General features: G+C 70.4%; 12 protein-coding genes. 10 read left to right on the top strand and 2 right to left on the bottom strand.

Annotated features, from left to right (window positions below):
* Nucleotides 1-149 precede the first annotated feature (149 nt).
* The 6 genes from ssuD to ACE3OG_RS07030 all read left to right on the top strand — a co-directional run bounded on the left by ssuD (nucleotide 150) and on the right by ACE3OG_RS07030 (nucleotide 4,480).
* The gene (gene ssuD, locus ACE3OG_RS07055; RefSeq protein ID WP_374307090.1) at nucleotides 150-1,316 is read left to right on the top strand and encodes an FMNH2-dependent alkanesulfonate monooxygenase; all 1,167 of its coding nucleotides are present in this window, start codon (nucleotides 150-152) and stop codon (nucleotides 1,314-1,316) included.
* 10 nt (nucleotides 1,317-1,326) lie between these two features.
* Complete coding sequence (locus ACE3OG_RS07050) at nucleotides 1,327-2,157, top strand: ABC transporter permease subunit (protein WP_374307088.1); 831 nt, start codon at nucleotides 1,327-1,329, stop codon at nucleotides 2,155-2,157.
* Entirely contained in the window at nucleotides 2,154-2,942 is a 789-nt protein-coding gene (locus tag ACE3OG_RS07045; RefSeq protein ID WP_374307087.1) for an ATP-binding cassette domain-containing protein, read from the top strand. The genes ACE3OG_RS07050 and ACE3OG_RS07045 overlap by 4 nt, the downstream gene beginning before the upstream one ends.
* A 30-nt stretch (nucleotides 2,943-2,972) precedes the next feature.
* Nucleotides 2,973-3,920 carry a sulfonate ABC transporter substrate-binding protein gene (locus tag ACE3OG_RS07040; RefSeq protein ID WP_374307085.1) on the top strand — a complete coding sequence of 316 codons (948 nt, stop codon included), beginning with the start codon at nucleotides 2,973-2,975 and terminating at the stop codon, nucleotides 3,918-3,920.
* 105 nt (nucleotides 3,921-4,025) lie between these two features.
* Nucleotides 4,026-4,265: a hypothetical protein gene (locus ACE3OG_RS07035; protein WP_374307083.1), complete on the top strand. Its 240-nt coding sequence runs from the start codon at nucleotides 4,026-4,028 to the stop codon at nucleotides 4,263-4,265.
* 2 nt (nucleotides 4,266-4,267) lie between these two features.
* Entirely contained in the window at nucleotides 4,268-4,480 is a 213-nt protein-coding gene (locus ACE3OG_RS07030; RefSeq protein WP_374307081.1) for a cysteine rich repeat-containing protein, read from the top strand.
* A gap of 33 nt (nucleotides 4,481-4,513) precedes the next feature.
* On the opposite strand, the gene glmM is transcribed toward ACE3OG_RS07030, so the two are convergent.
* Nucleotides 4,514-5,863 (bottom strand): phosphoglucosamine mutase, encoded by a 1,350-nt coding sequence (gene glmM / locus ACE3OG_RS07025; protein WP_374307079.1) that lies wholly within the window; start codon nucleotides 5,861-5,863, stop codon nucleotides 4,514-4,516.
* Between the two features lie 191 nt (nucleotides 5,864-6,054).
* Here glmM and ybgF point away from each other — a divergent pair, with 191 nt between their 5' ends.
* The 4 genes from ybgF to ACE3OG_RS07005 all read left to right on the top strand — a co-directional run bounded on the left by ybgF (nucleotide 6,055) and on the right by ACE3OG_RS07005 (nucleotide 11,422).
* Nucleotides 6,055-7,125, top strand: coding sequence for a tol-pal system protein YbgF (gene ybgF, locus ACE3OG_RS07020; protein ID WP_374307077.1), 1,071 nt, complete (start codon nucleotides 6,055-6,057; stop codon nucleotides 7,123-7,125).
* Nucleotides 7,119-8,174, top strand: a complete 1,056-nt coding sequence (gene tilS / locus ACE3OG_RS07015) for a tRNA lysidine(34) synthetase TilS (protein WP_374307075.1) — start codon at nucleotides 7,119-7,121, stop codon at nucleotides 8,172-8,174. Before ybgF ends, tilS begins: the two co-directional genes overlap by 7 nt.
* Nucleotides 8,175-8,342: 168 nt before the next feature.
* Nucleotides 8,343-10,271 (top strand): ATP-dependent zinc metalloprotease FtsH, encoded by a 1,929-nt coding sequence (gene ftsH / locus ACE3OG_RS07010; RefSeq protein ID WP_374307073.1) that lies wholly within the window; start codon nucleotides 8,343-8,345, stop codon nucleotides 10,269-10,271.
* A gap of 92 nt (nucleotides 10,272-10,363) precedes the next feature.
* A complete protein-coding gene (locus ACE3OG_RS07005; RefSeq protein WP_374307072.1) occupies nucleotides 10,364-11,422 on the top strand; it encodes a DUF1176 domain-containing protein in 1,059 nt (352 codons plus the stop codon).
* Between the two features lie 9 nt (nucleotides 11,423-11,431).
* Here ACE3OG_RS07005 and pal read toward each other — a convergent pair whose 3' ends face one another.
* Nucleotides 11,432-11,947, bottom strand: a complete 516-nt coding sequence (pal, locus tag ACE3OG_RS07000) for a peptidoglycan-associated lipoprotein Pal (RefSeq protein WP_374307071.1) — start codon at nucleotides 11,945-11,947, stop codon at nucleotides 11,432-11,434.
* Nucleotides 11,948-12,298: the final 351 nt, after the last annotated feature.

Genomic DNA, 12,298 nt, shown 5'->3' with positions numbered 1-12,298 from the left:
TCGTCGCCGCGGCCGGAAAGCCGCCAGCCGCGTAGCCCGCGTCGCAGCGCTCCGCAAATCGCATTCTTTTTAATCTATACAATTTATGGACTTTATGGGATAACCTCGCCGAGCCGCGGACGCGCGCGGCCCGAATGAAAGGATCGCCCATGAACTCCGCGCCCGCGGCCCTGAACGCGCTATGGTTCATTCCGACCCACGGCGACGGACGCTACCTCGGCACGACGCTCGGCGGCCGCGCCACAGATTTCGACTATCTCGCGCAGGTCGCGCGCGCCGCCGATTCGCTCGGCTACTACGGCGTCCTGCTGCCGACGGGCCGCAGTTGCGAGGATTCCTGGGTCGTCGCCTCCGCGCTCGCTCCCCTCACCAGAGATCTGCGCTTCCTCGTCGCCGTGCGGCCGGGCCTTTCCTCGCCGACCCTCGCCGCGCGCATGACGGCGACGCTCGATCGCGTCTCGAACGGCCGGCTCCTCATCAACATCGTCACCGGCGGCGATCCGACCGAGAACGCCGCCGACGGCCTCTTCCTCGACCATGACGCGCGCTACGAGGTGACCCGCGAGTTCCTCGAGATCTACCGCGCGCTGCTCGCCGGCGAACATGTCGACTACGCCGGAAAGCATCTGCGCGTCGAGGACGCGCATCTCCTCTTCAAGCCCGTCCAGTCGCCCTCCCCGCCGATCTACTTCGGCGGCTCGTCGGCGGCCGGAATCGACGTCGCCGCCGAGCATGTCGACAAATATCTGACATGGGGCGAGCCGCCCGCCGCAGTCGCCGCCAAGATCGCGCAGGCGCGCGCCGCAGCCGCCGCGCGCGGACGCAAGATCAGCTTCGGCCTGCGCATCCATATCATCGCCCGCGAAACGACGCAGGCGGCCTGGGCCGCCGCGGACAGGCTCATCAGCCATCTCTCCGACGACTCCGTCGCGGCGGCGCAGAAGGTGTTCGCGCGGCTCGACTCCGTGGGACAGCGGCGGATGTCGGAGCTGCATGGCGGGCGCCGCGACAAGCTCGAGGTCAGCCCCAATCTGTGGGCCGGCGTCGGCCTCGCGCGCGGCGGCGCCGGCACGGCGCTCGTCGGCGACGGCGATACGGTCGCCGAGCGCCTGCAGGACTACGCGGACCTTGGCGTCGACACCTTCATTCTTTCCGGCTACCCGCACCTCGAGGAGGCTTACCGCGTCGCCGAGCTCGTGCTGCCGAAGCTGAAGCTCGCGCACGGGCGCCCCGCCGCGCAGCTGAACGTCAACACCGGCCCGTTCGGCGAGATCATCGCCAACGACCGGCCGCCGCAAGCCGCGGCGCAGTCGTGAGCGCCGGCCGATGACCGTGCTCAGCCTCGAAACCAGCGCAGGGCGACGGCGCAAGGCGCCGCTCGCCGGCCTCGCGCGCGCCGCCGCCGGCGCCATCGTGCCGCTCGGGCTTCTCGTCGTCTGGGAGGGGATGTCGCGCGCCGGCCTCATCGCCGGCAACGTCCTGCCTGCGCCTTCGGCGGTGCTCGCCGCCGGGATCGAGACGGCGCGGTCGGGCGAGCTCGCCCAGCACCTGTGGGTGAGCGCGGCGCGCGCCTTCGCCGGGCTTGTCGTCGGAGGAGCGATCGGCTTCGTCCTCGGCGTCGTCAACGGGGTCAGCGACGCGGCGCATCGCTACACCGACACGACGCTGCAGATGGCGCGCAACGTGCCCCATCTCGCGCTGATCCCGCTCGTCATCCTGTGGTTCGGCATCGGCGAGGAATCGAAGCTGTTCCTGGTCGCGCTCGGCGTGTTCTTCCCTCTGTACATCAACACCCTGCACGGGGTGCGCAGCGTCGATCCCCAGCTCGTCGAGATGGGCCGCGCCTACGGCATGGGCCGGCTCGAGCTGTTCAGGACGGTGATCCTGCCGGGCGCCCTGCCCTCGGTCTTCGTCGGCCTGCGCTTCGCGCTCGGCGTGATGTGGCTGACGCTGATCGTCGCCGAGACGATCTCCTCCGAAACGGGGCTCGGACACATGGCCATGCAGGCGCGCGAATTCCTGCAGACCGACGTCGTCGTGCTCGCGATCCTGATCTACGCGCTGCTCGGCAAGGTCGCCGACGTGGCGACGCGGGCGCTCGAAGGTCTGTTCCTCGGCTGGCGGCCCGAGTTCCAGCGCGCCGGAGACGCCAAGTGAGCGCGCAGGCGAGCGCCGTCGCCCTCGCCCCGGGCCGGGGCGCTGAGCGCCGCGCGGAAGCGCCGGCAGGACGCGGCGCGGCGGCGCGATTCCACGGCGTCGCCCGCCGCTTCGGCGCCGTGACCGTCCTCGAACGGCTCGACCTCGACATTCCCGCCGGCCAGTTTCTCGCCGTCGTCGGCCGCAGCGGCTGCGGCAAGAGCACGCTTTTGCGCCTGCTCGCGAGCCTCGACGAGCCCTCGCAGGGCGTCGTCGCCTCGGCCGGGGCGCAGGCGACGCGCATCATGTTCCAGGAGCCGCGGCTTCTGCCCTGGCGCCGCGTCCTCGACAATGTCGAGGTCGGTCTGCCGCGCGAGGTCAAGGGGGCGGAGCGCGCCGAGCGCGCCAGGGCCGCGCTCGCCGACGTCGGCCTCGCCCATCGCGCGGGCGACTGGCCTGCGACGCTGTCGGGCGGCCAGAAGCAGCGCGTCGCCCTCGCCCGGGCGCTGGTCAGCCGTCCGAAGCTGCTGTTGCTCGACGAACCGCTCGGCGCCCTCGACGCCCTGACGCGGCTCGACATGCAGAGGCTGATCGAGCGCATCTGGCGCGAGCACGGCTTCACCGCCGTGCTCGTCACCCACGACGTCGCCGAGGCCGTGGCGCTGGCCGACCGCATCGTCGTGATCGAGCGCGGGGCCGTCGCGCTCGACGTCGCGGCGGATCTGCCGCGCCCGCGCGCGCGCGAGGACGCGCAGGCCGCGGCGCTCGAGGCGCGCGTGCTCGCCCGCCTGCTCGAGACGCCCTAGCGCTAACCATCGCCTCAAGGAGAAAACGACATGACGATCATCAGCCGCCGCGCGGCGCTCGCGGGCTTCGCCGGGCTCGCGCTGGCGAACGCGCCGCTTCGCCTTAGCGCCGCGACGACGCTCAGGGTCGGCTACCAGAAATACGGCTCGCTGGTGCTGCTCAAGAGCCGCGGCCTGCTCGAGAAGAAGCTCGCCCCGCTCGGCGTCGCCGTGGCGTGGTCAGAGTTTCCGGCCGGCCCGCAGATGCTCGAGGCGCTCAACGCCGGCGCGATCCACGTCGGCCAGGCGGGCGAGGCGCCGCCGATCTTCGCGCAGGCCGCGAGCCCGGATTTCGCCTATCTCGCGAGCGAGCCGGCCTCGCCGGCGGGCGAGGCGATCCTCGTCCCCAAGGACAGCCCGCTGCGCTCGCTCGCCGAGCTCAAGGGCAAGACGGTCGGGCTCAACAAGGGCTCGAACGTCCACTTCCTGCTCGTGCGGGCGCTGGAGTCGGCGGGCGTCGCCTATGGCGACATCAAGCCCGCCTTCCTGCCGCCGGCCGACGCGCGCGCCGCCTTCGAGAAGGGAGCGATCGACGCCTGGGCGATCTGGGACCCCTTCTTCGCGGCCGCGGAAAGCGCGATCGGCGCGCGGCCGCTGGCGACGGCGCAGGGGCTCGCGCCCAACTATCAGTTTCTCCTTGGCTCGCGCGCCTTCGCGCAGGCCAATCCCGCGGCGATCGACGCGCTCGTCGCGGCGGTCAACGAAACGACCGAATGGACGCATTCGGACACCGACGCCGCCGCCGCGGCGCTCGCCCCGTCGACCGGGATTCCGGCTCCGGTGCTCAAGATCGCCCTCAAGCGCCAGAATTTCGGCGCGGGGCCGCTCGGCGCGCAGACGATCGCCGACCAGCAGGCCATCGCCGACGCTTTCTTCAAGCTGAGTCTTTTGCCGAAGGCGATCGTCGTCGCCGACGCCACTCTCAAGCCGCGCGCCTGAGCCGCGCGCGGGCGCTCTTGCGGCCGCCCCGGCGATCGATTATCGACGAAAGGCCAAGCGCGAGCGAGGCGTTTCAGCGAAAAATCGATTGCCAGGGAGCTTCAGATGAGCAGGGTTTTCAGCGCCGCGCTCGCGGCGGCCGTTCTGTCCGGGGCCGCCTTCTGCGCGCCCGCTTACGCGCTGACCGAAGCCCAGGAGGCGGCCGCCTGCGAAGGCGACGCGCTGCGGCTGTGCGCGCCCTACGTCCCGGACAAGGCCAAGATCCACGCCTGCCTCGTCAGCTACAAGGCCTATCTCTCCCCGGCCTGCCGCGCGATCGTCGCCCCGGGCAAAAAGAAGAAGTGACCATGCGCCGGACCATCACGCTCGCGGCGGCTTTCGCCGCGGTCCTCTCCACCGCCGGCGTCGGGCCGGCGCTCGCCCGCCACGCCTGCCATGACGACGCGTTCAAATTCTGCCGCAACGTCATCCCCGACCATGCGCTGATCCAGCATTGCCTCGAGCGCAACATGCCGCATCTGACGCGGGCCTGCCAGGCGGCGTTCCGGCGCGGGCGCTGAGCGCCCCGCTTCGTTCGGGGCGGCCTTCAGCCGTCAGGCCGCGCGCGCCGAGCGCGCCAGCGCGTCGCAGATTTCCTCGACGATGCGCTCGATCGCTTCGCGCTCCTCTCCCTCGGCCATCACGCGGATGACCGGCTCGGTGCCCGAGGCGCGGATGACGAGGCGACCCGAGCCCGCGAGCTTGCCGCGGGCGAGCTCGATCGCGCGCGCGACCTTGGGGTCGTCGAGCGGATCGCCGCCGCCGGTGCGCACGCTCCTTAAGATCTGCGGCAGCGGCTCGAAGCGGCGGCACACCTCGCTCGCCGGCCGTCCGCTCTCCTTGACCACGGCGAGCACCTGCAGGGCGGTGACGAGGCCGTCGCCGGTCGTCGAGAAATCCGAAAGGATGATGTGGCCGGACTGCTCGCCGCCGACGTTATAGCTATGCGCGCGCATGTGCTCGAGAACGTAGCGGTCGCCTACGGCGGTGCGCGCCAGCGTGAGGCCGACGCCTTCGAGATAGCGCTCGAGCCCGAGGTTCGACATCACCGTCGCGACGACGCCCGGCCGCGCCAGCCGGCCCTCCCGCCGCCAGCTGTCGGCGATCACCGCGATGAGCTGGTCGCCGTCGACGGCGCGGCCCGTCTCGTCCACGACGAGAAGCCGGTCGCCGTCCCCGTCGAGCGCGATCCCGATGTCGGCGCGCGTCTCGCGCACCTTGGCGATGAGCGCGGCCGGCGCCGTCGAGCCGACCTCGCGGTTGATGTTGAAGCCGTCAGGCTCGACGCCGATGCGGACAACCTCCGCGCCGAGCTCCCACAGCGCCTCGGGAGCGACCTTGTAGGCCGCGCCATTGGCGCAGTCGATGACGATGCGCAGACCCTCGAGCGAGACGGACCGCGAGAGCGTGCGCTTGGCGAATTCGACGTAGCGCGCGCGGTCGCCTTCGACGCGCATCGCGCGGCCGAGGTCGGCGGGCTTCGACAGCTTCATCGCGAGGTCGGCCTCGAGCATCGCCTCGATGCGGGCTTCGACCTCGTCCGAGAGCTTGTAGCCGTCCGGCCCGAACAGCTTGACGCCGTTGTCTTCATAAGCGTTGTGCGAGGCTGAGATCATCACCCCGACGTCGGCGCGCATCGAATGGGTGAGCATGGCCACCGCCGGCGTCGGCATCGGCCCGAGCAGCAGCGTGTCGACGCCGACCGACGAAAAGCCGGCGACCATGGCGTATTCGATCATGTAGCCAGAGAGGCGCGTGTCCTTGCCGATGACGGCGCGGTGGCGATGGTCGCCGCGCTGGAACAGGACGCCGGTCGCCTGGGCGACCTTCATCGCGAGCTCGGGCGTGATCGCCTTGTTGGCCTGGCCGCGGATTCCGTCCGTCCCGAAATGTTTGCGAACCATCGATACGCATCCTAAAGACTGCACGGCGCGGCCGGGGCCGCCTTCACTTTTTCGCGCCTGGCGCGCCAGCCGGACCGGGCCTCGCTAAAAAGCCTTTACACGCGCCGCCCGGCGGCGACAAACATCCCGCGCAAGACTGCGCGCAACCGGTTAATTCGAGATAAGCCACGCCAATTTATGGATTCTTGACCATGAAGCTTTCTTCGCGGCCTTTTCCGGGCTCAAAGGCGGCGAGGCGCGCTTTTCTCCTCGCCGCCGCGCTGCTCGCGGCGCCGGCCGGCGCCTCCGCCCAAGGTTATTATCCGCCGGGCTCGCTGCCCGACGGCGGCGGGACGCAGGCCCAGCCGTCGGACGCCTCGCAGCTCGTGCGCATCGACCGGCTGGAGGCGCAGATGCGTCAGCTCAACGGCGAGATCGAGCAACTGCAATTCCAGAACCGGCGGCTTGAGGAGCAGTTGCGCAAGTTCCAGCAGGACGTCGACTTCCGCTTCCAGGAAGGCGGCAGGGGCGCCGGCGCGCCGGCTGCGCCCGCGGCCTCGCCGGCCAAGCCGCAGAAGCGCGGCGACGCGATCGACGACATCCTCGGGCAGGACGAACAGACCGCCGCCGCGCCGGAGCCGGAGCCGAGCGTCGGCAGAACCGTGGCGGGGCGCCGCTCCGACGCTTTCGATCCCGACGCCGATCCGACGGCGCCGGGCGCGCCCAGGCCGCTCGGAAGCCCCGCCTCCGCCGCGCCTGAGCCGCGCGGACGCGCCGCGACGGCCGAAGACTTCCCGTCCAACGGGCCGCTGGACCTCTCCGGCGCGAAATGGCGCCAGCCGGACCCCGACCCCGCCGCCCAGAGCGCGGCGGCGGCGCAAAGCCCCGCGCCGGCGCCAAACCCGGTCAAGGACGAATACGACCTCGCCTTCGGCTATTTCCGCCAGAAGCAGTACGAGGCGGCGGAGAAGGGTTTTTCGGGCTTCCTGCAGAAAAATCCGAAGAGCCGCTACGCCGCCGACGCGACCTATTACCTCGGCGAGAGCTTCTTCCAGCGCGGGCGCCAGCGCGAGGCCGCCGAGCAGTTCCTGAAGTTTTCGACGCAATTCACCGGCTCGCCCCGCGCGCCCGAAGCCATGCTGCGGCTCGGCCAGTCGCTCAACGCGCTCGGCGCGAAGGAGCAGGGCTGCGCCACCTTCGCCGAACTGTCGCGCAAATATCCGAACGCCTCGGCGAGCGTCAAAGCCGGCGTGGAGCGGGAGTTGAAGCGCGCGCAATGCTAGACCCCTTCGCCGGCGCGGGCGACGCGAGAAGCGCGGCGCGGGGGCTCGACGCGCCGGGCGCGGCGGAGCGCCTGTTCGCCGGCCTCGAGGACGCGGGCGGGCTCGTGCTCGCAGTGTCAGGCGGCCCCGACTCGATCGCGCTGATGCTGCTGGCGCGGCGCTGGCGCGAGGCGCTCGCGCGGGACGGACGCTGCGCGCCGGACATCCGCGTCGCCGCGGTCGACCACGGCCTGCGGGCGGATTCGCGTAAGGAGGCGCAGGCCGTCGTCGTCTGGGCTGCGGACGCGGGCTTCGACGGCGCCGTTCTGGCGTGGGAAGGCGAGAAGCCCGCCGCCCGGCTGCAGGAGCGCGCGCGGCGGGCGCGTCACGCCCTGCTCTTCTCCCATGCCGCGCGCGTCGGAGCGCGCGTCGTCGCGACCGCGCACCATGCTGACGATCAGGCGGAGACCATCCTGTTCCGGCTCCTGCGCGGCAGCGGCCCTTCAGGCCTCGCCGGCATGGCCGCGCTGCGCGAGCGCGACGGCCTCCTCCACGCTCGCCCGCTGCTCGGCTGCGCCAAGGCCGAGCTCGTCGCCCTGTGCGAGAGCGAAGGACATCCCTTTTTTATCGACCCCTCCAACGCCGATCCGCGCTTCGCCCGCGCGCGGCTGCGCGCGCTCATGCCGCTGCTTGAGGCGCATGGGCTCGGCCGCGAGGCGCTGCTGCGGCTCGGCCGGCGGGCGGCGCGCGCGCAGGCCGCCCTCGCCCGTCAGGCGCGAGAACTCGGCGCGGCGGCGCGCCGCGACGACGGCGCGCTCGACCTCTCGGGGTTCGCCGGCGCGCCGGGAGAAGGGCTCGAGGAGGCGCTGCTTCGGGTGGCCGGCGCGCAGATCGAGGCGGTCGGCGGCGCGCCGGCGCGCCTCGACCGGCTCGAAGCGCTGACCGACCGGCTCGCGCGCGCGATCGAACGGCGCGAGCCTTGCGTGGCGACGCTCGGCGGGGCGCTGCTGAAGCTCGACGCGCAGGGAATCCTGCGCGCGCGCCGCGAAACCGGGCGGCGCGGCGCCTGACGGCCGCTCATTCCGCCGCTTGGCGCCCTTGGAGCGCCACTTGGCAATGCCCGGGGCGACGCCTACATTAAACCCCATCGCCAGCGGTCGTTCGGGCGTTCGCCCGCTTTTCAGGAAACGTCCCGCAATCAGCCATTTCGGCAGGACCGCCTGGACCAGGACGGAAGCATGAATCCGAATTTCCGAAATTTCGCGCTGTGGGTCATCATCATCCTGCTGGTCGTGGCGCTGGTGATGCTGTTCCAGAATCCGGGCCAGCGGGCGAGCGCGCAGGACATCACCTTCAGCCAGCTTCTGAACGAGGTGGACCAGGGCCGCGTGCGCGAGGTGACGATCGCCGGCAACGAGATCAGCGGCCATTTCACCGACAGCCGCGCCTTCTCCACCTATGCGCCGAACGATCCGACGCTGGTCCAGACGCTTTACAAGAAGAACGTCTCGATCGCCGCGCGTCCGCCGTCCGACGGCAACAACTGGCTGCTGACGCTGCTCGTCAACGGCTTGCCGCTGATCGCCATCTTCGGCGTGTGGATTTTCCTGTCCCGCCAGATGCAGGGGGCCGGCGGGAAGGCCATGGGCTTCGGCAAATCGAAGGCGAAGCTTTTGACCGAAGCGCACGGGCGCGTCACTTTCGAGGACGTCGCCGGCGTCGACGAGGCGAAGGAGGATCTGCAGGAGATCGTCGAGTTCCTGCGCGATCCGCAGCGCTTTCAGCGGCTCGGCGGCCGGATTCCGCGCGGCGTGCTGCTGATCGGCCCGCCCGGCACCGGCAAGACGCTGCTCGCCCGCGCCATCGCCGGCGAGGCCAACGTGCCCTTCTTCACGATCTCGGGCTCCGACTTCGTCGAGATGTTCGTCGGCGTCGGCGCGAGCCGCGTGCGCGACATGTTCGAGCAGGCCAAGAAGAACGCGCCCTGCATCATCTTCATCGACGAGATCGACGCGGTCGGGCGCCATCGCGGCGCGGGCCTTGGCGGCGGCAACGACGAGCGCGAGCAGACCCTGAACCAGCTGCTCGTCGAGATGGACGGCTTCGAGGCGAACGAAAGCATCATCCTCATCGCCGCGACCAACCGCCCCGACGTGCTCGACCCCGCCCTGCTGCGTCCCGGCCGCTTCGACCGCCAGATCGTCGTGCCGAACCCGGACGTCGTCGGCCGCGAGCGCATCCTGAAGGTCCATGTCCGCAAGGTTCCGCTCGCCCCCGACGTCGACCTCAAGACGGTGGCGCGCGGCACGCCGGGCTTCTCGGGCGCCGACCTCATGAACCTCGTCAACGAAGCCGCCCTGCTCGCGGCAAGACGCGGCAAGCGCGTCGTCACCATGGCGGAGTTCGAGGACTCCAAGGACAAGATCATGATGGGCGCCGAGCGCCGCACCATGGTCATGACCGAGCAGGAGAAGATGCTCACCGCCTATCACGAGGGCGGCCACGCCATCGTCGCGCTCAACGTGCCGGCGACCGATCCCGTCCACAAGGCGACGATCATCCCGCGCGGCCGGGCGCTCGGCATGGTCATGCAGCTCCCCGAGCGCGACAAGCTCTCGACAAGCTACGTGCAGATGACCTCGCGCCTCGCCGTGTGCATGGGCGGGCGCGTCGCCGAGGAGATCATCTTCGGCAAGGACCAGATCACGTCCGGCGCGCAGTCGGACATCGAGCAGGTGACGAAGCTCGCCAGAGCCATGGTCACCCGCTGGGGCTTCTCCGACGAGCTCGGCACGGTCATGTACGGCGAGAACCAGGAGGAGGTCTTCCTCGGCTATTCGATGGGCAAGCAGCAGACCATCTCGGAGGAGACCGCGCGCAAGATCGACTCCGAAGTCCGGCGGCTCGTCGAGCTCGGCCTCGCCGAGGCGACGCGCATCCTGACCGAGAAGCGCGCCGACCTCGAGACGCTGGCGAAGGGCCTGCTCGAATATGAGACCCTGTCTGGCGACGAGATCATCGGCCTCCTGCAAGGCAGGAAGCCGGTGCGCGAGAACCCCGACGACACGCCGCCGCTGCGCGGTTCGCCGGTGCCGACGATCGGCGCAGGCTCGCGGCCGAAGCCCGGCCCCGAGCCCGGCGGACTGGAGCCGCAGCCGCAAGCGTGAACGCGGGCGCTCGCGCTTGAACGACCGCCGCTTCGGCGGTTCGAGACCAGGGGACGGCTCGCCGTCCCCTTTTTCACGCCGGGACCTGCGCCATGAGAATTTCGCGCCCCGTCCGCGCCGTCGTCGTCCTTCCGCTGCTCGCCGCTTCCTATTCCGCAGCGGCGCAGGAGCCTGAGCGCGCGGGCGAGCTCAAGGCGTTCCGCGACTGGGTGGTCGGCTGCGACAATACCAGGAGCTGCGTCGCCCTCGGCCTCGGTCCGGACGAAGGCGCCGGCGGCGCGTTCCTGCGCGTCGAACGTTCGGGAGATCCTGCGGGCAAGTCCCGGGTCACGCTGTCCATCGTCTCCGACAGCTCCGCCGCGCGGCCGGCGCTCGCGCTGCGCCTCGACGGGAAAGCCGCGCTTTCCGCCCCGCTTCCGGCGCGTCGCGACGGCGACTTCCTCACCGCCAGCCTCGACGACGCCGACGTCGGCCCGTTTCTTGACGCCGTCCGCAACGCCAGGACCTTGCAGGTCGGCCTCGCCGGAAGGGCCAAATCCTCCCGCCCGATCTCGCTCGCAGGATCGGCGGCGGCGTTGCTCTATATGGACGCCGCGCAGCTTCGGGCGGGAACGCGAACGGCGCTCGTCGACCGCGGCGCGGCGGACGCAGGCTCGATCCCCGCCCCGCCTCCCGCTCCGGACGTCAAGGCCGAGGGGCTGAAGCTGATCAATCCGCCGCCCGCGCTTCCGGCCGTGCTCAAACCCTCGGACGATCCGAGCTGCGCGGATTATCCGCCGATCGCGATAGCGCTGTCCGAAGGCCGGACGCTATGGGGCGTCTGCGAACTGGCGGCGGCCTATAATTTCGCCTACCGCTTCTCGATCGTCGCGCAGGGCGAGGCGAAGCCGGCGATCTTCTCCATCGCCGGGCGCGCGCCGGAGCCGGACGACAGCCCGTCGACGCTGGTCAATCCGGGCCTCACGAACGGGCGCACGACGCTGGCCATGCTGAACAAGGGACGCGGGATCGCCGATTGCGGCGAGACGGCGCAATGGGCGTTCGACGGCGCCGCGTTCAGGCTCGTCTCCTACGCCCGGATGGACGCATGCCGGGGCGTTCCCCCCGACGCATGGCCTATCCTCTACCGCGCCGCAGCAAAGGCTGAGTAAAAGTCGCCGTCAGGACTGCGAGCCGGCGAGGACGGTGACCGCCCGGCGGTTCTGCGACCAGCACGAGATGTCGTTGCAGACGGCGACGGGACGCTCCTTGCCGTAGCTGATGGTGTGGATGCCGGAGGCCGGCACGCCGCGCGCGACGAGATAGGCCTTGGCGGCTTCGGCGCGGCGCGCGCCGAGCGCGAAATTATACTCGCGGGTGCCGCGCTCGTCGGCGTGGCCCTCGATGGTGAAGGCCAGCTTGCCGTACTGGCGCAGCCAGCGCGCCTGCTTGTCGAGCGTCGCCTGCGCGGAGGGGCTGAGCTCGCTCGAGTCGCTTTCGAAGAAGACGCGGTCGCCGACGTTCTGGGCGAAATCCTGCGGGCTTCCGGGGATCGCGGCGCCGCGCCCTCCGGCTCCCGCCCCGGCCCCGGCGAGCGCGCTCGGGTCTTCGGCGGGATTCTTGGCGCAGGCGCCAAACGCGAGGGCGGCGCCCAACACGGCGGCGACTTTCCAATCGCCCCGTACGAGAAGGCTCATCCTCCAGCTCCTTTTAATGATCGGAAGGCAGGCTCAGCGTTAGGGCTCCGACAGTTAAGGCAAGGTTCCATCAACCTTGATCGAAGCTAATCAGACACCGTTGCATCCGAGTAATCAAGCCCAATGGTTAACGAGACGTTAACGGGCAGATTGAGCGCTGAACCTTTCGCCGACCTTGACGGGAAATCTAAACCTTTCCTTCGCTGCACCTGCGAAGACGGGCTTGGTTATCTCAACCCTTGCGACAAAATCAACCTTCCAGATCAAAATATTTGAAAAGGGTTGCGACGAGATGCCGCGCGCGCCCGCGTCCTTCGCTGGAAATCATCCTCGCGGCGGTCAGGGAATCAC

The organism is Methylocella sp., from assembly GCF_041905455.1.
GTDB lineage: Bacteria > Pseudomonadota > Alphaproteobacteria > Rhizobiales > Beijerinckiaceae > Methylocapsa.
Note: the sequence above shows the minus strand (reverse complement) of the source record. Positions and strands in the feature narration are given on the sequence as shown.